Genomic DNA, 23,919 nt, shown 5'->3' with positions numbered 1-23,919 from the left:
ATGGACAAACGCCTGCTGGAAATTCTGGTCTGCCCGGTCACCCAGGCGCCGCTGGTTTACAAGCCCGAGCACAACGAACTCTGGTGCCGCGCCTCGCGGCTGGCTTATCCGGTGCGCGATGGCGTGCCGGTGATGCTGGAAGAAGAGGCCCGCGCCCTGAGCGAGGCCGAAGCGGAGCTGCTGAAGTGACGCCGTTCAAGGTGGTGATCCCGGCGCGGCTGGGCTCCACCCGTCTGCCGCGCAAGGTGCTGCGCGAACTCGGCGGCAAGCCGGTGGTGCGTTGGGTTTGGGAAGCCGCGCTGCAGGCCGGCGCCGAGGAAGTGCTGATCGCCACCGACGCCGAGGAGGTGTACGCGGCCTGTCGTGGCTTCGGCGCCGAGGTGCGGATGACCGACGCCCGCCACCAGTCCGGCACCGACCGCATCAACGAGGTGGCGCGCGCCGCCGGCTGGGCGCAGGAGGTGATCGTGGTCAACGTGCAGGGCGACGAGCCGCTGATGCCGCCGGCCCTGGTGCGCCAGGCCGCGCAGCTCTTGGCCGAGGACCCCGAGGCGCACATCGCCACGCTCGCGCACGGCCTGCACGAGGCCGCCGACTTCGCCAATCCCAATGTCGTGAAGGTGGTCAGCGACCGTCGCGGCTACGCGCTGTATTTCTCGCGCGCGCCGATTCCCTGGCAGCGCGAGGGCTCCGCCGCCGGCGCGCCGCGCCTGCCCGAGGGCCTGGCGTTCCGCCACATCGGCCTCTATGCCTACCGGGTCGGCGCGCTCGCCGAGTTCAGCGGCCTGCCGCCGGCGCCGCTGGAAGAGTGCGAGGCTCTGGAGCAGCTGCGCGCGCTCTACCACGGCTTCCGCATCAAGCTCGGCACCACCGACAAGCCGCCGCCGCGCGGCGTCGACACCGAGGAAGACCTGGCTCTGCTCGCCGCCCAGTTCGCGGTGCGCCGCTGACGGCGCGCTTCAAGGCTGACGGCCCGACGCGCGCGCCGCTACTCTGCGCGTAAACCACGAGGAGGAGCCCGCCTTGGCCTGCTGCCACTACCACGCCCTGATGATTCCGGGCGGCGATACCGCCTTCACCGTCGATGCCTCGCGAGTCACCTTTGGCCGCGGCTGCCTGAAGGAAGTCGGCGACCGCGCCCTGGCCCTGGGCCTGAAGCGGGTCGCGCTGTTCACCGATCCCCGGTTGGCGGCCTTGCCGCACTTCGCCACCGTCAAGGCTGCGCTGCTGGCCGCCGGGCTGGACGTGGTGGTCTACGACCAGTGTCGCGTCGAGCCCACCGACCAGTCGTTCCGCGAAGCGGCGGCGTTCGCCGCCGAGGCCAAGGTCGATGGCTATGTCTCGCTCGGCGGCGGCTCGGTGATGGATACCTGCAAGGGCGCCAACCTCTACGCCACGCATCCGGCCGACTTTCTCGCCTACGTCAACGCGCCGATCGGCGAGGGCCGGGCGGTGCCGGGGCCGCTCAAGCCGCACATCGCCTGCCCGACCACCTGCGGCACCGGCAGCGAGGTGACCGGCATCGCCATCTTCGACCTGCTGGAGCGCGGGGTGAAGACCGGCATCGCCTCCATCGCCCTGCGCCCGACCGAGGCGCTGGTGGACCCGGACTGCACCGACAGCCTGCCCGCCGAGGTGGTCGCGGCCAGCGGCTTCGACGTGCTCAGCCATGCGCTGGAGAGCTACACCGCGCGACCCTATGTGCGCCGGCCGGCGCCAGCACGGCCGACGGCGCGGCCGCTCAGCCAGGGCGCGAATCCCTGGAGCGATCTCGGCTGCCGCGAGGCGCTGCGCCTGATGGGTCTCTACCTGGAGCGGGCGGTGGCCGACGCCAGTGACACCGAGGCGCGCGAGCAGGTGATGTGGGCCGCGACCCTGGCGGGCATCGCCTTCGGCAACGCCGGCGTGCATGCGCCGCATGCGATGAGCTATGCCGTCGCCGGCCTGGTGCGCGACTACCGCGCGCCGGGCTATCCGCAGCTGCCGGGCGAAGAGCCGGAAGCCTTGGTGCCGCATGGCATGTCGGTGATCCTCAATGCGCCGGCGGTGTTCCGGCTCACCTGCAGCGCTTGCCCGGAGCAGCACCTGGAAGCCGCCATCTGCCTGGGCGCCGATACGCGCGGCGCCAGCGCTGCCGATGCTGGTGAGATTCTGGCCGGCAAGCTGCTGCAACTGATGAAGGCGGTACGCATTCCCAACGGCCTGGCCGGCGTTGGTTATGGCGAGGCCGATCTCGACGCCCTCGCCGACGGCGCCTATCCCCAGCAGCGGCTGTTGCAGAACGCGCCGCTGGAGATGAGCAGGCCGGTGCTGCGGGAGTTGTTTCGCGGCGCCCTGCGATATTGGTGAACCCATGAGCGAAACCAAGCCCCGCCCGCCCCTGGCCAGCGACTACCCGTATTTCGTGCCGATCGGCACCCGCTGGATGGACAACGACGTCTACGGCCACGTCAACAACGTCACTTACTACAGCTACTTCGACACCGCCGCCAACCACTACCTGATCTGCGAAGGCGGCCTGGACATCCACCAGGGGCCGGTGATCGGCCTGGTGGTGGAGTCGAACTGCCGCTATTTCGCGCCTCTGGAATATCCCGAGGCCCTGCGGGTGGGCTTGCGGGTGGACCGGCTCGGCAATCGCTCGGTGACCTATGGTCTGGCGATCTTCCGCGAGGGCGAGACGCAGGCGGCCGCGCAGGGTCAGTTCGTGCACGTCTTCGTCGACCGCCAGACCCGGCGGCCGGCGCCGCCGCCGGAGGCGCTGCGCGCCGCGCTGGCGCGCATCGCCGTGCCGGTTACTGCACCGTGATGCTGATCTTCTCGCTCTGCACCGCCGGGTTGTGCGGCTGGTGCTTCCAGTCGGCGAGCAGCAGTTGCAGGGTGTGCTTGCCGGGCTTGAGGCTCAGCTCCATCTCGGTCTGACCGCCGCCGAAGTGCTTGATCTGGTCGGTCATCGGCAGCGAGGTGGTGTAGTCCACCACCGGGCTGTCGATCAGCAGATGGTGATGGCCGGTGTTTTCCTTCTGCAAGCCGGCGGCGGTGACGCCCATGCCCTTGAGGCCGAACTGCACCACGAAGGGGCTCTTCACTGTGTCGCCGTCCTTCAGGTTGATGAAATAGACCTTGGCGCCGGCCGGCGATGGCTGAGGCAGGCCCAGGCTGGTTTCCGCCTGGGTCTGGGCCTGCTGCTTGGCGGCGGCCTTGAGGTCTTCCTTCCAGTCGGCCTGGACGGCGGTGGCGGCGGCGAGGCCGGCGATCAGCAGGGTCAGGGCAATGCGCATGAGGTGCTCCGTAAAGGGTTCTAGTGGGTGGCCACAAGGACCACATCCGGGCGGCCGGCGTTCCCGCCGCCGTGAAAACTTCAATCGCCGCCGAGGCGGCGCACGCCCTGCGGGCCGCCGATCAGCAGCACGTCGGCCTTGCGGCGGGCGAACAGGCCGACGGTGACCACGCCGGGGATCTGGTTGATGGTTGCTTCCAGGCCGACCGGATCGACGATCTGCAGGCCGTGCACGTCGAGGATGACATTGCCGTTGTCGGTGACCACGCCCTCTCGCCAGCGCGGGTCGCCGCCCAGCGCTGCGAGCTTGCGGGCCACCAGGGAGCGCGCCATCGGGATCACTTCCACCGGCAGCGGAAACTTGCCCAGCACCGGCACCAGCTTGGACTCGTCGACGATGCAGACGAAGCTGCGCGCCGCCTCGGCGACGATCTTCTCGCGGGTGAGCGCGGCGCCGCCGCCCTTGATCAGGCGCAGGTGTTGGTCGGCTTCGTCGGCGCCATCGACGTAGATCGACAGCGGGCCGGCACTGTTGGCGTCCAGCACCGGGATGCCGATGGCCTTGAGCCGGGCGCTGCTGGCCTCGGAGGAGGACACCGCCCCGGCGATGTCGGCCTTGCGGCTGGCGAGGGCATCGATGAAGTAGTTGACGGTGGAGCCGGTGCCCACGCCCAGGATCTCGCCCGGGACGAGGTAGGCGAGGGCGGCTTCGGCGACGGCTTTCTTGGCTTGGTTCTGGTCCATGGGGCTAGTTTCCGGTTTTGCTGAGGGTCTTGCCAGCGCGGGCGCCAAACAGGGCACTGCCGATCCGGATCAGGGTCGCTCCCTCGGCGATGGCGGCCTCGAAGTCGTCGGACATGCCCATCGACAGGGTATCCAGCGCCAGGCCGGCGGCGCGTGCCTGCTCAAAGAGCTGGTGCAACTGACGGAACGGCGCGCGCGGGTTGGTATTGGCGGTCGTAGGCGCGGGCAGGGCCATCAGGCCGCGCAGCCGCAGGCCTGGCAGTGCCGCCACCGCCAGGCACAGCGCCAGCGCCTCCTGCGGCTCGCAGCCGGACTTGCTGGCCTCGCCGGAGATGTTCACCTGCACGCAGACCTGCAACGGCGGTCGTCCGGCAGGGCGCTGGTCCGACAGCCGCTGGGCGATCTTCAGCCGATCAACGCCGTGCGCCCAGTCGAAATGGGCGGCGATCTCGGCGGTCTTGTTGGACTGGATGGGGCCGATGTGATGCCACTCCAGCGTCTCGCTGGCGAGTGCGGCGATCTTGTCCAGGGCTTCCTGCACGTAGTTTTCGCCAAACGCGCGCTGGCCTGCGGCGATGGCCTCGCGCAGGCGCTCCACCGGCATGGTCTTGCTCACCGCCAGCAGGCGCACCGACTCCGGCGGCCGGCCGGCGGCCTGGCAGGCGCTGGCGATGCGGGTCCGAAGGCTGGCGAGATTCTCGGCAAATGACATGGGGCTGGCGACGGGTGTTTGCGGCTTGCTTGCTGGCGCTCCGGGAAGTGGCTAACGTCCAAGGGCAACCGCCCACCAGAATACGACCACACGGCTCCGCCATGGCGATGGACATTTCCCAGCTGCTGACCTTCAGCGTGCAGCAGAAGGCTTCCGACCTTCACCTTTCCGCCGGCATCGAGCCGATGATCCGCGTTGATGGCGACGTCAAGCGCATCAATCTGCCGCCGATGGATCACAAGACCGTGCACGACATGGTCTACGACATCATGAACGACAAGCAGCGCAAGGCCTGGGACGAGTTCCTGGAGACCGACTTCTCGTTCGAGATTCCCGGCCTGGCGCGCTTTCGCGTCAATGCCTTCAACCACAGCCGCGGCGCCGGTGCGGTATTCCGCACCATTCCCAGCAAGATTTTGTCGCTGGACGATCTGAAGGCGCCTTCCATCTTCAAGGACATCGCCAACACCCCGCGCGGCATCGTGCTGGTGACCGGGCCTACCGGCTCCGGCAAGTCCACTACGCTGGCCGCCATCGTCAACCACATCAACGAGAACGAGTACGGCCACATCCTCACCATCGAGGATCCGATCGAATTCGTCCACCCGGCGAAGAAGTGCCTGATCAACCAGCGCGAAGTGCACCGCGACACCCTGGGCTTCAACGAGGCGCTGCGCTCGGCGCTGCGTGAAGACCCCGACGTGATCCTGGTCGGCGAAATGCGCGATCTGGAAACCATCCGCCTGGCCTTGTCGGCGGCGGAAACCGGTCACCTGGTGTTCGGCACCTTGCACACCTCCAGCGCCGCCAAGACCATCGACCGCATCGTCGACGTGTTCCCGGCCGCCGAGAAGGACATGGTGCGCACCATGCTCTCGGAGTCGCTGCGGGCGGTGATCTCGCAGAGCCTGCTGAAGAAGAAGGGCGGTGGCCGCGTCGCTGCGCACGAGATCATGATCGGCACGCCTGCGATCCGTAACCTGATCCGCGAGAACAAGGTGGCGCAGATGTATTCGGCGATCCAGACCGGCCAGAAGGACGGCATGCAGACGCTCGATCAGTGCCTGAAGGATCTGGTCAAGCGCGGCACCGTCGAGCTGAACGAGGCGCGCATGAAGTCCGCCGATCCGCGCACCTTCGCCGTCGCCTAAGGGAGTCGCCATGGAACGCGAAGCCGCAGTCAAACTGATCCAGCAGCTGCTTACCCTGATGAAGCAGCGCGGGGGCTCTGACCTTTTTCTGTCCTGCGGCTTTCCGCCGGCGATCAAGCTCGATGGCCAGCTGACGCCGGTGATGGAGAAGCCGCTGTCGCCGGAAAACTCGGCGATGCTGATCCGGGCGCTGATGAACGACCGGCAGGTGAAGGAATTCGAAGCCACCAACGAGTGCAATTTCGCGATCTCGCCGCCCGGCATCGGCCGCTTCCGCGTCAATGCCTTCGTGCAGCAGAGCCGGGTGGGCGGCGTGCTGCGCACCATCGAGACCACCATCCCCGACTTCGACAAGCTCGGCCTGCCGCCGGTGCTCAAGGAAGTGGTGATGACCAAGCGCGGCTTGGTGCTGATGGTGGGCGGCACCGGCTCCGGTAAGAGCACCTCGCTGGCGGCGATGATCGGTTACCGCAACCAGAATTCGAAGGGCCACATCATCACCATCGAAGATCCGGTGGAGTACGTGCATCCGCACATCGGCTGCCTGATCACCCAGCGCGAGGTCGGCTCCGATACCCAGAGCTGGGAGGCGGCGCTGAAGAACACCCTGCGCCAGGCGCCGGACGTGATCCTGATCGGCGAGATTCGCACCCGTGAGTCGATGGAGTACGCGGTCAACTTCGCGGAAACCGGCCACCTCGTGCTCGCCACCCTGCACGCCAACAGCGCCAACCAGGCTCTGGACCGCATCATCAACTTCTTTCCCGAGGAGAAGCGCGAGCAGTTGCTGATGGACCTCTCGCTCAACCTCAAGGCGATCGTCTCCCAGCGTCTGGTGCGCAAGGAGGGTGGTGGCCGCTGCGCCGCCATCGAGATCATGCTCAACTCGCCGCTGGTGGCTGACCTGATCTTCAAGGGCCAGGTGCATGAGCTGAAGAGCGTGATGGCGCGCAGCAACGAAATCGGCATGGTCACCTTCGACCAGGCGCTGTTCAAGCTGTTCGAAGAAGGGCAGATCAGCTTCGACGAGGCGATACGCAATGCCGACAGCCAGAACGAGCTGCGTCTGAGGGTGAAGCTGGAGTCCAAGCGCGCCCGCACCAATCTGCACGACGATGCTGGCGTGAAGAGCCTGGCCATGCAGCAGGAGGACAAGTCGACGCTGCTGCGGCGCTAGGGCCGGTGGTGGATCGTCCCTGCCCGGCGGTGTCGTGGCCCTGCCGGAACCCCTGGTTGCCGATGTATTGCTGATGAACAAGCGAGCCTGCCCATGCTGAAGATCCTGCCCTATCTGAAACTCGCCGTAGAAAAGAACGCCTCCGATCTGTACTTCACCTCGAACGCCCCGGCGATGCTGAGGATCGAAGGCGAGATGCTGGCGGTGGGCAAGACCCTGATGACCACCGAGCTGATCCGCGAACTGGCCACCGCCTTTCTCACCGAAGATCAGCGCAAGTATCTCGACGACCACCTGGAGATCGACCTCGCCACCGACGCCGGCGGTCTGGGGCGCTTTCGCATCAACATCTTCACCCAGCGCAACAGCATCGCCATGGTGCTGCGCTATGTGAAGGCGGAGATTCCGACGCTGGAAAAGCTCGGCGTGCCGGAGGTCTTGAAGGATCTGATCATGCTCAAGCGCGGCATGATCCTGATGGTGGGCGCCACCGGCTCGGGCAAGTCCACCACGCTTGCCGGCATGCTCAATCACCGCAACGAGAACGCCGCCGGGCACATCCTCACCATCGAAGACCCCATCGAGTACGTGCATCCCAACAAGCGCAGCATCGTCAACCAGCGCGAGGTGGGCACCGATACGGTGAGCTACGAGCGGGCGCTGAAGTCCTCGCTGCGCGAGGCGCCGGACGTGATACTGATCGGCGAGGTGCGGGTGCGCGAGACCATGGACGCGGTGATCCAGTTGGCCAATACCGGCCATCTGGCGATCTCCACCCTGCATGCCAACAACGCCAACCAGGCGCTGCAGCGCATCGTCAACCTCTACCCCGACGAACTGCGTGACCAGCTCTACATGGACTTGTCGATGACTCTGCGGGCCATCGTTTCCCAGCGCCTGGTGCGGCGCAAGGATGGCCGCCGTTGCGCTGCGGTAGAGGTGATGGTCAACACACCCTACATCCAGGATCTGATCCTCAACCGGCGCATCGACGAGATCAAGGAGGCGATGGACAGCAGCTCCGACCGCGGCATGCTTACCTTCGATACCTCGCTCTACCGCCTCTACAAGGACGGCCTGATCGACCTCGACGAGGCGCTCAGCAATGCCGATTCGCGGACCAATCTGGAAGCCAAGATCAATTTCGGGGCCTGAGCGCCGGGGTGGGGGGGGCTGGTGCGGCCGCTGTCCGCGTCGCGGGCTTGCAATGCGTGGGTCACGTCGCTATGCTTCGCGACCTTTCGAGGTGGCTTGTGGTTTGGCCACTGAACTAAAACCAGCCCGCAGCCGCATCCAGCAGGGCCTAACGGAGTACCAGAGACCATGTCCACGGTCTTTTTTAACGACCAGACCGCCAAGCGCGACTGGTATCTGATTGACGCCGACGGCAAGACCCTCGGCCGTCTCGCCACCGAAGTGGCCAAGCGCCTGCGTGGCAAGCACAAGGCCGAATTCACCCCGAACATGGACGTGGGCGACTACATCGTCGTCATCAACGCCGCCAAGGTTCACACCACCGGCAACAAGCTGGCGGACAAGATCTATTGGCGCCACAGCGAACACCCGGGCGGCATCAAGTCGACCACCCTGGGCAAGCTGCTCGCCGAGCACCCGGAGCGGGTGATCGAAAAGGCTGTCAAGGGCATGCTGCCCAAGGGTCCGCTGGGCTATGCCCAGTTCCGCAAGCTCAAGGTCTACCCGGGCGCGGAGCATCCGCACACCGCCCAGCAGCCCAAGACGTTCACGCTGTAACGAATCACTGACAGGCGCCCAGACATGGCCACCAGCAAGAAACCCTCTGTTCAGCAGAACTACGGCACCGGCCGCCGCAAGACCGCCTCCGCGCGCGTCTTCCTCAAGCCCGGTTCCGGCGAAATTTCCATCAACGACAAGACCGTCGAGCAGTACTTCGGTCGTGAAACCTCCCGCATGCTGGTCCGCCAGCCGCTGGAAGTGACCGATTCGGTCGGCCGTTTCGACTTCAAGATCACCGTTGCTGGCGGCGGTCCCTCCGGCCAGGCCGGTGCCGTGCGTCACGGCATCACCCGCGCTCTGATGGACTACGACGAGAACCTGCGTCCCGCCCTGCGCGCCGCCGGTCTGGTTACCCGCGATGCCCGTGAGGTCGAGCGCAAGAAGGTCGGCTTCCACAAGGCCCGCCGCGGTACGCAGTACTCCAAGCGTTAATCGTGAGGCACCACCGCGGCTTGAAGTCGCGGTGGTGGCCCTTACAATTGCAGTCATTGGGAGATCGTCTAATGGCAGGACAGCAGACTCTGACTCTGCTTATCTAGGTTCGAGTCCTAGTCTCCCAGCCAAAAACAGGAAGGGCCTGCAGCGATGCAGGCCCTTTTTGTTTGTTGTCGCGCCGACTCTTCTACGCGACCGGGTCAGGAGGTAGTCGGCTCCTGCACACGGAAGCGATGCATCTCGTCCTTGTAGAGACTCAGGAAGTCCTCGATCTCGCTCGGCGCCAGCCGCTGTAGAGGGACGGGCAGGGTGCTGACCTTCAAGGCGCGCAGGTTGCCATTGAGGCCGAGGTTGATGGCGCCCTGGCGGGTGCCACGGTGCAGATAGACCGCGTCGATCTCCAACTCCAGCTGATCGGCGATGGCGCAGGCGGCATCGTAGTAATACATCTCGTTGACGCCGTGGACCCGGTCCTCGTCGAGATGGGGGCGCCCGACCACCGCTTCGATGAAGCTCAGCAACTGGTCGAACGTTTCTAACCGGGCGATGGTTTCCAGTCGCGACACTAGGCGGGCGCAGCATTCCTCCAGGGCGGTTTGGGGGATGCGGCGCAGGTGTTCGTGCTTGCGGCCATCGGAGCGCAGGCCAAGAGCGGCCATGGTCACCGCTGACTTCAAATCCATGCTCCGGAAACCCTCGTGTTCGGAGTCGGCGCGGGTGCGCCGGGTCTCTACGTAGCTGTCTACGAGGTAGTCCAAGGCTTGCCCGATGAGAGGCCCGGCAGTGCCGGCGCCAGCTGTTGTTTGATCCATAAGCTCCTCCAGCGCGGTCTGGGTAGGTTTAGCCTACTCCGATGCGGCCTGCTGCCAAGAGGGTGGCGTGGTTCAGCCGTCTGAGGGCGGCCCAAAAGAAAACGGCCCCTCCGGAGAGGGGCCGTTGATACATCTCAACCGGGGCAACCGAGGGGTTGCAGCCCGGCCTTACCTCAGCCGGGCCTTAGGGGGCGGCGACGAAGGTGCCGTCGGTGCACAGCTCATGCACGCGCATGGCGTCGCCGACGTTCACCGAGAGCAGCTGCGGATTGAGGGTCACCGTCACCTTGTTGTAAGGCTTGGTCACCTTCATGCCGACGAAGCGATACGGATCGGTCAGGCTGACCTGGCCCAGCAGGTCGAGGGTTGTGGCATCGGTGGTGGCGCTTTCCTGCGCGGTGTCGTTCAGGTAGGTGTCGATCTCGATGTTCTGTAGCAGGGAAAGCTCCAGCGTCGCGGTCGGGAAGCTGAGCGCGAACACCGCGTACTTGCCTGCGGGCACCGAACTGTTCGGCTGGATGGCGAAGTCGATGGAACTGATCAGGCCGCCGAGCAGGCCCAGGGTGAGGGAGTAGGTGGCGGCAGTATCCAGGTTGCCGTCCACCGCGAGAGACTGATCCTTCACGCTGTTCAGCAACTGGGTCAGAGTGTCGCCGCCCAGCAGCGCCAGCAACTGGGTGATGGCGCCGCCGACCAAGCCATTGGCAGTGACCGAGGTCACCGGCGAGGGGCCATAGGCCTTGGCGCTAGCGGTGCAGATGAAGTTGCCGCTGATCGCGGTGCCGCCCTCAGTAACCGTGGTGGGCGTGCTGCCGTCATTGGGGACGCCAGTGCCGCCGCCGGAGGTGCCGCCGGAGCTGCTGACGCCACCGCTGGAGCTGCCGCCGATGATGCCGCCGGCTTCGCTGGGGTCGCCTTCGGCTTCACAAGCGGCGAGCTGCACGCTGCCCACCGCCACCATGGCAGCCAGCAGGCTGCGCTTGAAAATAATGTTGCTGTTCTTCATGGGAAATTCCGTTTTCTGGATTTAGGTGATCAGTTGAGGATGCGCAGCTCGACGCGGCGGTTGTGCTCGCGGCCATCTTCGGTGGCGTTGTCTGCCACCGGCTCGGCCTCGCCGTAGCCCTTCGAGGTCAGCTGCGTTTCCGGCACGCCCTTGCTCACGAAGTACTCGCGCACCGCGGCGGCGCGGCCGTCGGAGAGCTTCAGGTTGTAGGCTTCGCTACCCATGCTGTCGGTATGACCGGCGACTTCCACCTGCATGTCGGGATACTTCTTGAGGATCTCGGTGGCGCCGTCGAGGATGGTTTCGGCGTCGGGACGCAGGCGGGTCTTGTCGAACTCGAAAGTCACGCCATTGAGCGCCATCACCTTCGGCAGCGGGCAGCCGTTGCCGTCGACGCGGGTGCCGGCCGGGGTATCCGGGCACTGGTCCTTCTCGTCGATCACGCCGTCGCCATCGGTATCCAGCAGACCGGTGGGGACTTCCACCACCTTCACCTGCTCTTCGGTGGCAGGGGGCGGTGCGGCGGCTTCGGCCGCGGCGGTGAACAGCGGCAGTTCAAAGCCCACGCCCAGGCGGATGTCGCCGTAGCCGTCTTCGAAGTCGTCATAGATGTAGCGCACTTCGCTGCGCAGGCGCAGGCCGCCCAGCGATTCGACACCGCCGGTCACGAAGCCGGCGCCGACATTGGCGAACCAGGTGGTCTTGTCCTCGCCCGGGAAGACGTCGTCGTAATTGCCACCGACGCCGGCCAGCACGAACGGAGTGAAATGGCTGCGATCACCCCAGGAGTAGGTCAGGTCGGCATTCAGGCCGTAGCGATACCAATCGGTGCGGAGCACGTCACCGGTTTCGAAGGTTTCGCCGAAACCCTGGATTTCATAGCCCCACCGGTTGGCGTACTGCTTGCCGAACAGGGCGCTGACGCCCATGGCGTAGTCGATATCTGCGCCGCGGTTGTTGCGGCCGTCGTCCGGGCGGCTGATGGTGCCCAGCACGCCGACGTAGTGAATGGGTTCGGTGACCGCCGGCGTGGCGGCTTCGCCACCGGTGGCCTCATCGACCGGGACCGGCTCCTGCGCGTAAGCCGCGGCAACGCTGAGCGTGGTGGCGAGGCTGCAGATGGCAGCTTTTTTGGTGAGGTTACGCATGCGACTCCCTTCTCATATGCCTAGTGGTAAATAACTACTAATCAGCGGCTCATTTTAAGGTGAGCCTAGCTGGCAGTGTAAGTGGGAAGTCACATTTACTGATGATTTGATCGCGATTTGGGGCTAGTTTATTTGAAGTATTTGCCGAAAATTATGAATTATTGGCAATTGTCGAACATGAATCAGGTATCTTGTTTTAAGTAACTCTTGGAATGCGTCAGCTAGTTGGCAGAATGCGGGCGCCGGCGACGAAGTGGCGACGCCATTGCGGCCTGGAAATGGAAGTTATCTCTACAGCGCGGGCGCTTGGCGAGGCGTGGACTGCCAGGTCATTGCCCAGATAGATCATCACGTGCAGGCTGCTGTGCCGACGACTACCCCAGTCGTACAGCAGCAGGTCGCCGGGATGGGCGTCCTGATAGCTGATGCGTTCGCCAACCCGCAGCATCTCGCGCGCCGTGCGTGGCAGGGGCTGGCCGACCGCCTGATAGGCGGTCTGCACCAGACCGCTGCAGTCGAACTTGCCGTGGCCATTCGCTCCCAGCTGATAGCGGGCGCCAACATGGCTGATCGCTGCCCGCAGCAATTGCGCGCGTAGCGGAGACAGATTTTGTTCAGCCAATTCCCCATCTGCCTTGGCACCCGATGTCAGACCCAGACAGAGTCCGGCGATGGCGGTGACCCTGCGCAGCCTGCGCCATACGGCGCTTGATGAATCAAGCACTTGCGTCCCTCACCTAAAGTTGTAGGTGAGTTATGACAGATCGTTCACATCGGTTGCATCGTAAAAACTGGCGGAGAGCCGATTCTCGGGGACGCGTGGCCTTAGTTAGCTACTGCACTACGGCCGCTTTGCGGCGAAAAACCGAAAGAACATTGCCGATGCTGGAGCTGTTCTCGCCGAGCAGGCCTTTCTCGGTCACCAGCAGATCGGTTTCGGCGAATAACGGCGGCTGGCCGAGGCGCACCTGGGAGGGGCTCTGGAAGCTGCCGAAGTCGGTCCGTGCCAGGAGCTGGCCATCCGGCGCGAATAGGCCGATACGACCGTCGGTGAAGTAGGCGGCGAGCAGCGCCTCGCCGACCAGGCTGAAGTCGTCGGGCAGGCTGACACCCAGGCTGGCCAGGGTTTCCGTTGCGCCGGGCTCGCCATCGCTGGCGATGGCGAGCTTGCGGATGCGACCCAGCGCAGTGGCCGTGCTCTCGCTGAAATACAGCGTGCGACCACGCACCTGGAGTCCGTTCGGGAAGGAAGTCCCCGGCGCGAAAGTCAGCCAGTCGCTCTGTTCCAGCACCTGGAAGGGATCGGCCGGGTCCAGCCGCAGGCGGACGATCTTGGGTGCCAAGGCCGCTGGGCCGTTGACCACATAAAGCTCGCCGTCCGGACCGGCCGCCAATCCGTTGGCGGAGCTCAGGCCGAGGTCATGGATGGCCCGCAGGCTGGGCTGGGCATTCAACTTCGCGGCGTAGAGCGTGCCGGAAAAGCCATTGGCGTAGAGCACGTCGCCGCGCAGGGCGAGGCCGGTGAAGTTGTCGCTGCCGTCGAGCAGGGGGCTGGCCTGGTAGCGGTCCCCGTTCCGGCTGATCTCGTAGACGTTCTGCCCGCCGCTGACGAACAGCCGGCCTCCGGGGGTGAACAGCAGATTCTCGGCATCGGGAACGCTGAGCAGCGCAGTCTTTTCGCCGCAGGTGGAGTCCACGCAGAGGCTGTTCAGGTCAATCGGCGGCGTCGGAGTAGTTGTTCCCTGGTCGCAGGCGGCCAAAAAAAACGCCGCGAGCAGGCTGCTCGCGGCGTTGGTGACCCAGGCCTGGTGGCGAGGCTTCACAGCATCTCCACCGCCAGCGCCACCGCCTCGCCGCCGCCGATGCAGAGCGTCGCGACGCCCTTCTTGCCACCGGTCTTCTTCAGTGCGCCGAGCAGGCTGGCGAGGATGCGCGCGCCGCTGGCGCCGATCGGGTGGCCCAGGGCGCAGGCGCCGCCGTGGATGTTGACCTTGGCGTGATCCAGGCCGTGCTCCTTCATCGCCGCCATGGTCACCACCGCGAAGGCCTCGTTGATCTCCCAAAGGTCGACTTCGTCCTTCTTCCAGCCGGCCTTCTCCAGCACCGAGCTGATCGCCTGCACCGGCGCGATGGTGAACTCCGCCGGCAGGCGGGCGTGAGTGGCGTGGGCGACGATCTTCGCCAGCGGCTTCAGGCCGCGCTTGGCGGCTTCCGAGGCGGTGCTCAGCACCACGGCGGCGGCGCCGTCGTTGATCGAGCTGGCATTGGCGGCGGTGATGGTGCCGTCCTTCTTGAAGGCCGGCTTGAGCGAGGGAATCTTCTCCGGCATCGCCTTGTACGGGCCTTCATCCTTGCTGATCAGCTCGGGGCCCTTGCGACCGGCGACTTCCACCGGCGCCACTTCGAACTCGAAGCTGCCGTCCTCGTTGGCCAGCTTGGCGCGGCGCAGCGATTCCAGCGCGAAGGCATCCTGCTGCTCGCGGGTGAAGCCGTACTTCTCGACGGTGGCTTCGGCGAACACGCCCATCGGCGTGCGCCGCTGGTAGGCGTCCTCCAGGCCGTCCACCGCCATGTGGTCGAGCACCTCGCCGTGGCCGTACTTGATGCCACTGCGCTGCTTCATCAGCAGGTGCGGGGCATTGGTCATGCTCTCCATGCCGCCGGCCACCATCACCGTGTTGGTGCCGGCTTTGAGCAGATCGTTGGCCAGCATCACCGCCTTCAGGCCGGAGCCACACATCTTGTTGATGGTGGTGGCGCCGACGGCATCGGGCAGCCCGGCGCCGCGCAGCGCCTGACGCGCCGGGGCCTGGCCCTGGCCGGCGCCCAGCACGTTGCCGAAAATCACTTCCTGCACGTCGGCCGGCTGCAGGCCGGAGCGCTCCACTGCCGCCTTGATCGCGACCGCGCCGAGCTGGGCGGCGGTCTGGCCAGAGAACATGCCCAGCAGGGCGCCCAGCGGCGTGCGGGTGGCGGAAAGGATGACGACGGGGTCCTGCGACATGGGCTCTGCTCCGGAGGCGCTTTAGAAGGCGCGCATTATCGAAGCCCGGCGCCGGGATTGGAAATACCGGGCCTGGAGCAGGCCGCTTACTTCTCTTTTTCGATGCTCACCACCTTGCCGCCCTCGAAGCTCACCCGCATGCGCTCCTTGGTTTCCTGCACCGGCGCGCCGTAGTAGCCGGCAAAGCAGTAGCTGGGCAGGCCGTAGCGGAAGAAGGCGCCATAGCAGGGGCCGGTGGGGTAGGTGTAAACGTCAACGTACTGCCAGATTTCCGACTCGCCGGCGGCGGTGGTCTTCTGCAGGATGCGGTCCGGCTCGCCCAGTGCCAGCCGGGTCGCGTTGGCGTCGAAGCCGATGGCAATCTGGCCAGCGCGTACTTTCTCCTGCTGCTCCGGCGTCAGTTGGGCGAAGGCGGACGGATTCTTCTCGATACGCGAGGCCGGGGTGCTGGCACAGGCGGCGAGCAGCAGGGCCAGCAGGGCGGCGGTGGCGGGCTTCAGCTTGGGCATGGGGAGTCTCCTGGCGATTGCGCATTGTGACCACAAGGCGGCCCGGCCGGTTCGCGTTGCCCGGCCGCCGATCATGGTCCGCCGATGCCACACTACGCGCCCTCATGAGTCCGACGCCAACCGACGAACCGATGAACGCAGCTGCCAGCGCAGGCTGGCTGTCGAAGCTGGCGGCCGGCCTGGAGCGCCACCCCTGGCTGCTGCCGCTGGCGAGCTTCATCGTCGGCTGGGCCGGCTATTGGCTGATCGAACGCGGCCCGCAGCTGGCGCGCTGGATCGCCGTGCTGGCCCTCCTGAGCTGGCCCTGGCTGCTGCTGGAGAGCCTGTTTGGCCGCTGGCTGCAGGCCTGGTCCAAGGGCCGGCTGTCGCCCAGGCTGACTGCCTTCGTCACCCAGTCGGTGCAGCAAGAGATGCTGTTCTTCGCGCTGCCCTTCGTGTTTGGTGCGCTGCGCCTGAGTCTGGGCCAACTGCTGTTCGGGCTGCTGCTGGCCGCCGCCGCGCTGTTCAGTACCCTCGATCCGCTCTACCACCGCTGGGCCGGGCATGGCGGCAGCGGTTTCGGCCTGGCTTTCCAGGCCTACTGCACCTTCATCACCGCCCTGGTGGTGTTGCCGCTGGCGCTGCACCTGCCGGTGGAGCTTGCAGTGGCGGCGGCGGTGCTGATCGCCCTGCTGGCCATGGTCAGCGGCCTGCCCGGCCTGCTGCGTGGCGGCCGGCCACGGGAGCTGATCGCGGTCGCGGCGATGGCGATGCTGCTGGCGCTGGGCCTGCCGCTGCGTGCCTGGATACCCCCGGCCGGGCTCAAGCTCACCGAGGCCCGCATCAGCCAGTCGATCACGGGCTTGGAGCCGGGGCCGGAAGTGCGCAGGCTGCGCGCCGCAGAGCTGTCGCAGGGCGTGGTCGCCTATGTCGCGGTGCATGCGCCGGCGGGCCTAAGCCAGCCGCTGCGCTTCGACTGGTATCTGGAAGGCCAGCGCCTGGACAGCATCCCGGCGCGCATCGAGGGCGCGCCCGGCCGTGGCTGGCGCACCTACACCCGCAAGCAGCAGTTCCCCGAGCCGGCGCTGGGCCGCTGGCGGGTGGACTTGCGCACGCCCGGCGATCAGCTGATCGGCCGCCTCTACTTCGAGGTGGTTCCCTAGGCTGTGTTCACTGGCGCGGTCGCGCCGCCTGCGTTAGCTTCTGGCCCGGTGAACAAGGAGTGGTAGATGCATTGGAACGGATTGCGCGCGCTGGCCCTGCTGGCGGCATTGCTCGGAGCCCCGGCCTGGGCGCTAGAGCCGGAAGAGGAGCCGCTCAAACCCTGGGACAGCGGCATGTACGCCCCGGCCTTCAGCCTGAAGGCGCCGGACGGCAAGACTCTGAGCTTCCCCGAACTGGCCGCCGGCAAGCCGGTGGTGCTGATGTTCTGGCCGGCCTGGGACCCCTACAGCCGCGCTCTGCAGCCCTATCTGCACAGCATCCGCGAGGACTACCGCGCCGCCGGGGTCGAGGTCTGGATGATCAGCGTGCGGGCGATGGAAGGGGTGGACCCGGTGCAGGTGCTCAAGCAGCGCCGCTACCGCTTTCCTCTGTTGCTGGACGGCGACGCTGCGCTGCCGCTGTATCGGGTCGAGTACACGCCCTGGGTGGTGGTGATCGATGGCAAGCGCAACATCGTCTACACCCGGCCGCCCAAGCCGCCGAGCCCGGCCAGCGTCGCCGAAGACATCCGCAAGACCCTCAACGAGCTGCTGGGCGCCCAGAAGGCGGTGGCCCTGCCGAAGAGCTACCCGCCGCCGCTGCCGCTGCCGGTGGAACTGGGCGGCGAGGGCTACAGCAGCCCGCTACCGCCGCTGCCGCAGGAAGAATGGCAGCCCTGGCTGGAGCAATACCTGGCGGGTGTGCCGGCCAGCGAGTTTGTTGCCGGGGTGCCGCGCCGTGGCGTGGTGGCCAGCGGCAAAGCCGCCATCGCCATCGCCCGCGAACTCTGGACCCAGGCCTATGGCGAGGCCGAGGTGCTGACCCAGGCGCCCTACCGCGCCTACCGGCTCAACAACCAGTGGGTGGTGCTGGGCTCCGCCGCCAGCGGCAAGCTGGGCGACGGGCTGATTCTGGTGATCGAGCAGGACAGCGGCCGCGTGCAGCGCCTGGAGCGCGGCAACTAGCGCCGGCTCCCGCGGACGCGACGGCGATAACCGCCACCCTCGCGCCCGCGACCTGCACTAGAGGCCGATCGGACGCCGCAGGTCCAGGGTCAGCGGGTAGTCGGCGTTGGGCTTTTCCTCCGCCGGCCAGTAGTTGCCCGGCGTATGGCCAAAGGGCGCGAAGCGCGCCAGCCGCCGCGATTCCGCCTCGTAGGAATTGACCGGGAAGTTGTCGTAGTTGCGGCCGGCCGGGTGCATGACGTGGTAGGTGCAGCCCGCCACCGCGCGCTGGCTCCAGCGGTCGTAGAGATCGAACACCAGCGGCGTGTGCACGCCGATGGTCGGGTGCAGGCAGCTGGCCGGCTGCCAGGCGCGGTAGCGCAGGCCGGCAACGTATTCGCCCTGGGTGCCGGTCGGCGTGAGCGGCAGGCGCCGGCCGCCGACGGTGAGGAAGTGCCGGCCCGGCGTCAGTCCGCTGACCTTCACCTGCATGCGCTCCACCGAGCTGTCGACATAGCGCGCGGTGCCGCCGCCACCAGGTTCCTCGCCGAGCGTGTTCCAGCATTCCAGCGCGTGGCGCAGCTCGATCTCGACCTCCTCGTAGCGCACCGTGCCGTGACTGGGGAAGCGGAACTCGAAGTGCGGTTCGAACCAGGCGTCCTGGAAGGCAAAGCCGGCACGGCGCAGGTCGGCGAGCACGCTCTTGAGGTCGGCCCAGAGGAAGTGCGGCAGCAGGAAGCGGTCGTGCAGGCTGGTGCCCCAGCGCACCAGCTCGCCCTCGTAGGGCTGCTCCCAGAAATGCGCGATCAAGGCCCGCAGCAGCAGCTGCTGGGCGAGGTTCATGCGCAGGTGCGGCGGCATCTCGAAGCCGCGGAACTCGACCAGGCCCAGGCGGCCGGTGGCGGAGTCCGGCGAGTACAGCTTGTCGATGCAGATCTCGCTGCGGTGGGTGTTGCCGGTGAGGTCGGTGAGCAAGTGGCGGAGGATGCGGTCGACCATCCACAGCGGCACGTTGGCGCCCTTCTTGGGCAGTTGCGAGAGCGCGATCTCCAGCTCGTAGAGATTGGCGTCGCGCGCCTCGTCGACGCGCGGGTGCTGGGAGGTGGGGCCGATGAACAGGCCGCTGAAGAAGTAGCTGAGCGCCGGATGGTTCTGCCAGTAGCGCACCAGGCTGCCGAGCATGTCCGGCCGGCGCAGGAAGGGTGAATCGGCGGCGGTGGCGCCGCCGACCACGATGTGGGCACCACCGCCGGAGCCGACGCTGCGGCCGTCGACCAGGAACTTCTCCGCAGTGAGCCGCGCCAGTCGCGCTTGTTCGTAGACGGTGTTGACGATGTGGTTCAGCTCGCGCCAGGAGCCGGCCGGCTGCACGTTGACCTCGATCACGCCCGGGTCGGGAGTGATCTTGAGGATCTCCAGGCGCGGGTCGTTGGGCGGCGGATAGCCCTCGATGCGCACCGGCAGCTGCAGCTCGGCGGCGGTGTCTTCGACCACCGCGATCAGCTCCAGATAGTCGTCGGCATTGGCGGTAGGCGGCATGAACACGTAGAGGTGATCGCCGCGCGGCTCCACCGCCATCGCGGTGCGCACCGTGCCTTCCAGGTACTCGCTCTCGCGCTTGGCCGCCAGCAGCTCGTCGGTGAGCAGACGCTGCTTGCTGCGGCGCTGCTCCTGCTCCACCTGCGGCAGTTGCAGGAAGGGCTGGTTGAAGCGGCGCGGCAGCGCGTTGCGGATCGCGAAGGGATCGGCCTCGTGCAGGTAGGGGTAATCCTGGGCCGGAATGTGCGGCAGCGATTCCAGCGGCAGGCGGAAGCCCACCGGCGAGTCGCCGGGCATCAGTTGCAGGCGGCCGGTGCGCGGCTTCCACTGCTCGCTGACCCAGGCGCGCGACTGCCAGCGCTGCACCGGCAGCACATAGCCACGCGGCACTTCCAGGCCGCGCTCGAACACCAGTGCCAGGCGGGCGCGCTCCTCTTCATCCTTGAGCTTGCTGTCGAGCGTGCTGACATTGGGCGGCAGCTGGCGCTCGCGGTGCAGGTAGTAGAAGGCGTCCTCGTAGGCGGGCAGGGCGTTGTCGGGGTTGACGTTGATCCGCGCGGCGATGCCCCGCATCAACAGACCGGCGCTCTTCACCCGGTCGGCGTGGGTCTTGCTGGTGTCGGTGGTCGGCGTCGGCATCTCGTAGGCCTCGACCGTGCCCTCGATCACCCCGGCGCGCAGAATCGGCTCGCCGTCCTTGCGCCAGTACATCGCATAGGCCCAGCGCGGCAGTTGCTCGCCGGGATACCACTTGCCCTGGCCGTGGGTGAGCAGGGCGCCGGGCGCGAACTGGTCGCGCAGCCGCAGCAGCAGGTCATTGGCCAGCTTCTGCTTGGTGGGCCCGACCGCGGCGGTGTTCCATTCCGCGGCCTGGAAGTCGTCGATGCTGATGAAGGTGGGCTCGCCGCCCATGGTCAGGCGCACGTCGCCGGCGTTGAGGCGGGCATCGACCAGGTGGCCGAGCTGCTGGATCTCGCGCCAAGCTTCCTCGGTGTAGGGCTTGGTGATGCGCGGGGTCTCGCGCAGCCGCGACACCTTCATCTCGTGGTGGAACTCGTCCTTGATCTTGCCGACCGCACTCATGGTGCCGGTGATCGGCGCCGCCGAGCTGGGCTCCGGGGTGGCGCAGAGCGGGATGTGGCCCTCGCCGGCGAACAGGCCGGAGGTGGGGTCGAGGCCGATCCAGCCGGCGCCCGGCAGGTAGACCTCGCACCAGGCGTGCAGGTCGGTGAAGTCGACCTCGGTGCCACTGGGGCCGTCCAGCGACTTCACGTCCGGCGTGAGCTGGATCAGATAGCCCGAGACGAAACGCGCCGCATAGCCCAGGTGGCGCAGCAGCTGCACCAGCAGCCAGGCCGAGTCGCGGCAGGAGCCGCTGGCCTTGGTGAGGGTTTCCTCCGGCGTCTGCACGCCCGGTTCCATGCGGATCAGATAGCCGATGTCGTGCTGCAAGCGGCCGTTCAGGGCGACCAGGAAGTCGACCATGCGCATCTTCTCGCACGGGATCGCCGCCAGCAGCGCCGCGAACTTCGGCCCGCCCTCGTCCTTGCGCAGGTAGGGGCGCAGGTCGTCCAGCAGCTCCGGCTTGTAGCTGAACGGATAGTGCTCGGCGTAGTCCTCGATGAAGAAATCGAAGGGGTTGTAGACCGCCAGGTCGGCGACGCAGTCGACCGTCACCTTGAACTCGCGCACCGCCTCTGGGAACACCACCCGCGCCAGCCAGTTGCCGAAGGCGTCCTGCTGCCAGTTGAGGAAGTGCGGATCGGGCTCGATCTTCAGCGCATAGCTCAGCACCGGCGTGCGCGAATGCGGCGCCGGCCGCAGGCGGATCACCTGCGGCGACAGCGTGACCGGCTTGTCGTAGCGGTAGTGGGTGACGTGATGGATCGCGGCGTGGATGGACATGGCGGTCTGGTGGGTGAACGTCTACGGCTCCGGCGCCGATTGTGAGGCAAGAACCGAACCGTGCTACCCCGGTCCGGTCCGGTGTTCCTCGGTTTCCGCCTTTGGCAGGCGCAGGCCGACCTCGGCGATGCGGCCTTCCTCCAGCCGCCGCACGGTCAGCTCGACGCCGGCCAGACGGACCCGGTCGCCCTCCACCGGCTGTGGCAGCAGGCGGCGCAGGGTCTGCTTCAGCGTTTCCTGCTCGACGCCGGCCGGCGGCTGTGCGCCATAGGCCAGCAGCACCTCGGCGGTTGCGGCGTCCGGCGAGAGGTGGAACAGGCCCAGGTAGGCGTCGCGCAGCTTCAGATCGGCACTCTTGGCGCGCTCGAACAGGGCGTCGAGGGCCGGCAGCTCGTCCGGCCGGGCCAGCAGCGAGATGCGGTCGCCCGCGGTCAGCCGCCCCCATTGCGCATAGGGCAGCAGCCGGCCATCACGGATCAGGCAGACCACCCGCGAGGAATCCGGCAGGCCCAGCTGCTTGACCGTGCGGCCGACCGGCTGGCTGCCCTTGGCGACGCGGTAGCTGAGGATCTCCCAGCCGCTCTGGCCGGGCAGGTCGAACTCGGCGCGGTGCACGCGGGTGCGCACCTGCGGCATCAAGAGGTGCAGCCGGCGCGCCGCCCAGCCCACCGTCGAGCCCTGCAGCAGCAGCGACATCAGCACCAGGAAGAAGGCGACATCGAAGATCACCCGCGCCGCCGGCAGTTCCGCCAGCAGCGGGTAGGTGGCGAGCACGATCGGCACGCCGCCACGCAGGCCGACCCAGGCGATGAAGGTCTGCTCGCGCCAGGGGAAGCGCAGCGGCCACAGGCACAGCGCCACCGCTAGCGGCCGGGCGACGAAGATCAGCGCCAGGCCGATGCCCAGCGCCGGCCAGAGCAGGGCCGGCAATTCGTGCGGCGTCGCCAGCAGGCCGAGAATCAGGAACAAGCCCACCTGCGCCATCCAGGCGATACCGTCGTGGAAGCGCAGCACATCACGCATCGCCGGCGGCCGCTGGCGGGCCAGGGTGATGCCGGCCAGGTAGGTGGCGAGAAAGCCGCTGGCCTCGACGCTCGCTGCCAGGCCGAAGATCAGCAGGGCGCCGAAGAAGGCCAGCAGCGGGTACAGCGGGTCGGGCAGACGCAGCCGGCTGAGCGTCCAGTTGAGCAGGCGGCCGCCGCTCCAGCCGATCAGCGCGCCGCCGCCCAGCTGCACCACGAAGAACAGCAGGGCGTGGCCGCCGCTCATGCCGCCCTCGGCGGAGAGCGCCTCGACCAGGCCGATGGTCAGCAGCACCGCCATCGGGTCGTTGGCGCCGGACTCGATCTCCAGCACCGAGCGCAGGCGGTGGTTGAGGCCGATGCGCTGCGAATGCAGGGTGCCGAACACCGCCGCCGCGTCGGTGGAGCTGACCACCGCGCCGAGCAGAAAGGCCTCGGTCCAGCTCAGCGGCAGCAGCCAATGGCCGACCAGGGCGACGATGCTGGCGGTGACCAGCACCCCGACCGTCGCCAGCAGGCCGGCCGGCTTCAGGCCGATCTGGAAGTCGCCGGCATCGGTCTTCAGGCCGCCGTCGAACAGGATCACCGCCAGCGCCATCGAGCCCGCGAAGTTGGCGAACCAGAAGTTGCTGAAATGGATGCCGCCCGGGCCGTCCTCGCCGGCCAGCATGCCCACCGCCAGGAACACGAACAGGATCGGCACCCCCAGGCGCGGCGCGACGATGGTGGCGACGATGCCCAGGGCTCCCAGAAAGCCGATGGCCAGGATCAATGCATTGATGGTTTCCATGCCCCGAGCCTATAGGGGCGCTGGTGGGCAAGGCCAGCGAACGGCGCGGATTTATCGAGATTCCCTGCCTTTCAACCGCGAACAGGCTGCTTGTCGGAGCTCAACCCGGCGCCAGCAAGCGGTAACCGACCCCGGCCTCGGTGAGCAGCCAGTGCGGCGCCTCGGCGGTGTCGCCCAGGCGCTGGCGCAGCTGGCGCACGTAGACCCGCAGATACTGGGCGTCGGCCTCGCCGCCCTCGGGCCAGAGCTGCTCCAGCAGGTAGCGGTGGGTCAGCACCTTGCCGGCGTGGCGGGCCAGGAGTTCCAGCAGCCGGTACTCCTTGGGCGAAAGATGCAGGGCCTCGCCGCGCAGGCTGACCTGCCGGCGCAGCACGTCCACCACCAGGCCGTCGCACTCGTAGCGCGCCGCCTCGCCGCCGCTGCGCAGGCGGTGGCGCAGGGCCACCCGCAGGCGCGCCATCAGCTCGTCCGCGCCGAAGGGCTTGGTCACGTAGTCGTCGGCGCCGATATCGAGTGCGGCGACCTTGGCGGCCTCGCTGTCGCGGGCGGAGAGCACCAGCACCGGCAGCTCGCTCTCGGCGCGCAGCTCGCGCAGCAGCTCCAGGCCGTCGCGGTCGGGCAGGCCGAGATCGAGGATCAGGACATCGGGTTTTTCACTGCGTGCCAGCGTCAGGCCGGCATGGGCGGTGGCCGCCTCCAGCACCTCGTAGCCGTTGGCGGCGAGCGTGGCGCGCAGGAAGCGGCGGATCGCCGGCTCGTCCTCGACGATCAGCGCCAGCCGGGTCGGGGTGGTCATGCCTTGGG

At 67.2% G+C, this 23,919-nt stretch carries 24 protein-coding genes and 1 tRNA gene; 12 read left to right on the top strand and 13 right to left on the bottom strand.

The annotated features are described in order from the left end of the window. The 4 genes from AC3WT6_RS15910 to AC3WT6_RS15895 all read left to right on the top strand — a co-directional run bounded on the left by AC3WT6_RS15910 (position 1) and on the right by AC3WT6_RS15895 (position 2,809). Positions 1-189, top strand: a complete 189-nt coding sequence (locus AC3WT6_RS15910; RefSeq protein ID WP_492654586.1) for a Trm112 family protein — start codon at positions 1-3, stop codon at positions 187-189. Next, a complete protein-coding gene (kdsB, locus tag AC3WT6_RS15905) occupies positions 186-950 on the top strand; it encodes a 3-deoxy-manno-octulosonate cytidylyltransferase (RefSeq protein WP_492654585.1) in 765 nt (254 codons plus the stop codon). The genes AC3WT6_RS15910 and kdsB overlap by 4 nt, the downstream gene beginning before the upstream one ends. 73 nt (positions 951-1,023) lie before the next feature. Beyond that, entirely contained in the window at positions 1,024-2,349 is a 1,326-nt protein-coding gene (locus AC3WT6_RS15900) for a hydroxyacid-oxoacid transhydrogenase (RefSeq protein WP_492654584.1), read from the top strand. Between the two features lie 4 nt (positions 2,350-2,353). Continuing rightward, entirely contained in the window at positions 2,354-2,809 is a 456-nt protein-coding gene (locus AC3WT6_RS15895; RefSeq protein WP_492654583.1) for an acyl-CoA thioesterase, read from the top strand. Here the strand turns inward: AC3WT6_RS15895 and AC3WT6_RS15890 are convergent. The 3 genes from AC3WT6_RS15890 to AC3WT6_RS15880 all read right to left on the bottom strand — a co-directional run bounded on the left by AC3WT6_RS15890 (position 2,796) and on the right by AC3WT6_RS15880 (position 4,736). Next, positions 2,796-3,281, bottom strand: a complete 486-nt coding sequence (locus AC3WT6_RS15890) for a DUF4399 domain-containing protein (RefSeq protein ID WP_492654582.1) — start codon at positions 3,279-3,281, stop codon at positions 2,796-2,798. The two genes, AC3WT6_RS15895 and AC3WT6_RS15890, sit on opposite strands and share 14 nt — an antisense overlap. 80 nt (positions 3,282-3,361) lie before the next feature. Beyond that, the gene (rpiA, locus tag AC3WT6_RS15885) at positions 3,362-4,024 is read right to left on the bottom strand and encodes a ribose-5-phosphate isomerase RpiA (protein WP_492654581.1); all 663 of its coding nucleotides are present in this window, start codon (positions 4,022-4,024) and stop codon (positions 3,362-3,364) included. Between the two features lie 4 nt (positions 4,025-4,028). Next, positions 4,029-4,736 (bottom strand): YggS family pyridoxal phosphate-dependent enzyme, encoded by a 708-nt coding sequence (locus tag AC3WT6_RS15880; RefSeq protein WP_492654580.1) that lies wholly within the window; start codon positions 4,734-4,736, stop codon positions 4,029-4,031. 107 nt (positions 4,737-4,843) lie between these two features. Here AC3WT6_RS15880 and AC3WT6_RS15875 point away from each other — a divergent pair, with 107 nt between their 5' ends. The 6 genes from AC3WT6_RS15875 (at position 4,844) to AC3WT6_RS15850 (ending at position 9,382) form a co-directional block, all read left to right on the top strand. Next, positions 4,844-5,887 (top strand): type IV pilus twitching motility protein PilT, encoded by a 1,044-nt coding sequence (locus AC3WT6_RS15875; protein WP_492654579.1) that lies wholly within the window; start codon positions 4,844-4,846, stop codon positions 5,885-5,887. 10 nt (positions 5,888-5,897) lie between these two features. Continuing rightward, positions 5,898-7,064 (top strand): PilT/PilU family type 4a pilus ATPase, encoded by a 1,167-nt coding sequence (locus AC3WT6_RS15870; RefSeq protein ID WP_492654578.1) that lies wholly within the window; start codon positions 5,898-5,900, stop codon positions 7,062-7,064. 93 nt (positions 7,065-7,157) lie between these two features. Next, complete coding sequence (locus AC3WT6_RS15865; RefSeq protein WP_492654577.1) at positions 7,158-8,219, top strand: PilT/PilU family type 4a pilus ATPase; 1,062 nt, start codon at positions 7,158-7,160, stop codon at positions 8,217-8,219. Between the two features lie 168 nt (positions 8,220-8,387). Further along, a complete protein-coding gene (gene rplM / locus AC3WT6_RS15860; protein WP_492654576.1) occupies positions 8,388-8,816 on the top strand; it encodes a 50S ribosomal protein L13 in 429 nt (142 codons plus the stop codon). Positions 8,817-8,840: 24 nt separating this feature from the next. After that, complete coding sequence (gene rpsI, locus AC3WT6_RS15855; RefSeq protein WP_492654575.1) at positions 8,841-9,251, top strand: 30S ribosomal protein S9; 411 nt, start codon at positions 8,841-8,843, stop codon at positions 9,249-9,251. 57 nt (positions 9,252-9,308) lie between these two features. Continuing rightward, positions 9,309-9,382: transfer RNA gene (locus AC3WT6_RS15850), tRNA-Gln, on the top strand. Between the two features lie 72 nt (positions 9,383-9,454). Here the strand turns inward: AC3WT6_RS15850 and AC3WT6_RS15845 are convergent. The 7 genes from AC3WT6_RS15845 to AC3WT6_RS15815 all read right to left on the bottom strand — a co-directional run bounded on the left by AC3WT6_RS15845 (position 9,455) and on the right by AC3WT6_RS15815 (position 15,733). Further along, a complete protein-coding gene (locus AC3WT6_RS15845; RefSeq protein ID WP_492654574.1) occupies positions 9,455-10,012 on the bottom strand; it encodes a hypothetical protein in 558 nt (185 codons plus the stop codon). 238 nt (positions 10,013-10,250) lie between these two features. After that, positions 10,251-11,072 carry a hypothetical protein gene (locus tag AC3WT6_RS15840; protein WP_492654573.1) on the bottom strand — a complete coding sequence of 274 codons (822 nt, stop codon included), beginning with the start codon at positions 11,070-11,072 and terminating at the stop codon, positions 10,251-10,253. 29 nt (positions 11,073-11,101) lie between these two features. Further along, positions 11,102-12,220 (bottom strand): OmpA family protein, encoded by a 1,119-nt coding sequence (locus tag AC3WT6_RS15835; RefSeq protein WP_492654572.1) that lies wholly within the window; start codon positions 12,218-12,220, stop codon positions 11,102-11,104. 217 nt (positions 12,221-12,437) lie between these two features. After that, the gene (locus AC3WT6_RS15830; protein WP_492654571.1) at positions 12,438-12,842 is read right to left on the bottom strand and encodes a C40 family peptidase; all 405 of its coding nucleotides are present in this window, start codon (positions 12,840-12,842) and stop codon (positions 12,438-12,440) included. A gap of 211 nt (positions 12,843-13,053) precedes the next feature. Then, positions 13,054-14,043, bottom strand: a complete 990-nt coding sequence (locus AC3WT6_RS15825; protein WP_492654570.1) for an SMP-30/gluconolactonase/LRE family protein — start codon at positions 14,041-14,043, stop codon at positions 13,054-13,056. Then, a complete protein-coding gene (locus AC3WT6_RS15820; RefSeq protein WP_492654569.1) occupies positions 14,040-15,224 on the bottom strand; it encodes an acetyl-CoA C-acyltransferase in 1,185 nt (394 codons plus the stop codon). The genes AC3WT6_RS15825 and AC3WT6_RS15820 overlap by 4 nt, the downstream gene beginning before the upstream one ends. An 86-nt stretch (positions 15,225-15,310) precedes the next feature. Beyond that, entirely contained in the window at positions 15,311-15,733 is a 423-nt protein-coding gene (locus tag AC3WT6_RS15815) for a hypothetical protein (protein ID WP_492654568.1), read from the bottom strand. A gap of 104 nt (positions 15,734-15,837) precedes the next feature. On the opposite strand from AC3WT6_RS15815, the gene AC3WT6_RS15810 reads away from it, so the two are divergent. Next, the gene (locus AC3WT6_RS15810; RefSeq protein WP_492654567.1) at positions 15,838-16,875 is read left to right on the top strand and encodes a DUF5924 family protein; all 1,038 of its coding nucleotides are present in this window, start codon (positions 15,838-15,840) and stop codon (positions 16,873-16,875) included. A 66-nt stretch (positions 16,876-16,941) separates the two neighbouring features. Next, on the top strand, positions 16,942-17,880 hold the full coding sequence (locus AC3WT6_RS15805) for an NTF2 fold immunity protein (RefSeq protein ID WP_492654566.1): 939 nt from the start codon (positions 16,942-16,944) through the stop codon (positions 17,878-17,880). 57 nt (positions 17,881-17,937) lie between these two features. Here AC3WT6_RS15805 and AC3WT6_RS15800 read toward each other — a convergent pair whose 3' ends face one another. The 3 genes from AC3WT6_RS15800 to AC3WT6_RS15790 form a co-directional block, all read right to left on the bottom strand. Beyond that, positions 17,938-21,303, bottom strand: a complete 3,366-nt coding sequence (locus AC3WT6_RS15800) for a transglutaminase family protein (protein ID WP_492654565.1) — start codon at positions 21,301-21,303, stop codon at positions 17,938-17,940. A gap of 63 nt (positions 21,304-21,366) precedes the next feature. Further along, the gene (locus tag AC3WT6_RS15795; protein WP_492654564.1) at positions 21,367-23,115 is read right to left on the bottom strand and encodes a potassium/proton antiporter; all 1,749 of its coding nucleotides are present in this window, start codon (positions 23,113-23,115) and stop codon (positions 21,367-21,369) included. A 100-nt stretch (positions 23,116-23,215) separates the two neighbouring features. Beyond that, positions 23,216-23,911, bottom strand: coding sequence for a response regulator (locus tag AC3WT6_RS15790; RefSeq protein WP_492654563.1), 696 nt, complete (start codon positions 23,909-23,911; stop codon positions 23,216-23,218). Positions 23,912-23,919 lie beyond the last annotated feature (8 nt).

This window comes from Stagnimonas sp. FW305-C-60, from assembly GCF_058782965.1.
The sequence above is the reverse complement of the archived record's forward strand: the minus strand, read 5'-3'. Positions and strand labels throughout refer to the sequence as shown.

Coding starts and splice junctions, on each gene's coding strand:
- AC3WT6_RS15910 (WP_492654586.1), top strand. CDS start 1: ATGGACAAACGCCTGCTGGAAATTCTGGTCTGCCCGGTCACCCAGGCG.
- AC3WT6_RS15895 (WP_492654583.1), top strand. CDS start 2,354: ATGAGCGAAACCAAGCCCCGCCCGCCCCTGGCCAGCGACTACCCGTAT.
- AC3WT6_RS15890 (WP_492654582.1), bottom strand. CDS start 3,281: ATGCGCATTGCCCTGACCCTGCTGATCGCCGGCCTCGCCGCCGCCACC.
- rpiA (WP_492654581.1), bottom strand. CDS start 4,024: ATGGACCAGAACCAAGCCAAGAAAGCCGTCGCCGAAGCCGCCCTCGCC.
- AC3WT6_RS15880 (WP_492654580.1), bottom strand. CDS start 4,736: ATGTCATTTGCCGAGAATCTCGCCAGCCTTCGGACCCGCATCGCCAGC.
- AC3WT6_RS15875 (WP_492654579.1), top strand. CDS start 4,844: ATGGACATTTCCCAGCTGCTGACCTTCAGCGTGCAGCAGAAGGCTTCC.
- AC3WT6_RS15870 (WP_492654578.1), top strand. CDS start 5,898: ATGGAACGCGAAGCCGCAGTCAAACTGATCCAGCAGCTGCTTACCCTG.
- AC3WT6_RS15865 (WP_492654577.1), top strand. CDS start 7,158: ATGCTGAAGATCCTGCCCTATCTGAAACTCGCCGTAGAAAAGAACGCC.
- rplM (WP_492654576.1), top strand. CDS start 8,388: ATGTCCACGGTCTTTTTTAACGACCAGACCGCCAAGCGCGACTGGTAT.
- rpsI (WP_492654575.1), top strand. CDS start 8,841: ATGGCCACCAGCAAGAAACCCTCTGTTCAGCAGAACTACGGCACCGGC.
- AC3WT6_RS15840 (WP_492654573.1), bottom strand. CDS start 11,072: ATGAAGAACAGCAACATTATTTTCAAGCGCAGCCTGCTGGCTGCCATG.
- AC3WT6_RS15835 (WP_492654572.1), bottom strand. CDS start 12,220: ATGCGTAACCTCACCAAAAAAGCTGCCATCTGCAGCCTCGCCACCACG.
- AC3WT6_RS15820 (WP_492654569.1), bottom strand. CDS start 15,224: ATGTCGCAGGACCCCGTCGTCATCCTTTCCGCCACCCGCACGCCGCTG.
- AC3WT6_RS15815 (WP_492654568.1), bottom strand. CDS start 15,733: ATGCCCAAGCTGAAGCCCGCCACCGCCGCCCTGCTGGCCCTGCTGCTC.
- AC3WT6_RS15810 (WP_492654567.1), top strand. CDS start 15,838: ATGAGTCCGACGCCAACCGACGAACCGATGAACGCAGCTGCCAGCGCA.
- AC3WT6_RS15805 (WP_492654566.1), top strand. CDS start 16,942: ATGCATTGGAACGGATTGCGCGCGCTGGCCCTGCTGGCGGCATTGCTC.
- AC3WT6_RS15800 (WP_492654565.1), bottom strand. CDS start 21,303: ATGTCCATCCACGCCGCGATCCATCACGTCACCCACTACCGCTACGAC.
- AC3WT6_RS15795 (WP_492654564.1), bottom strand. CDS start 23,115: ATGGAAACCATCAATGCATTGATCCTGGCCATCGGCTTTCTGGGAGCC.
- AC3WT6_RS15790 (WP_492654563.1), bottom strand. CDS start 23,911: ATGACCACCCCGACCCGGCTGGCGCTGATCGTCGAGGACGAGCCGGCG.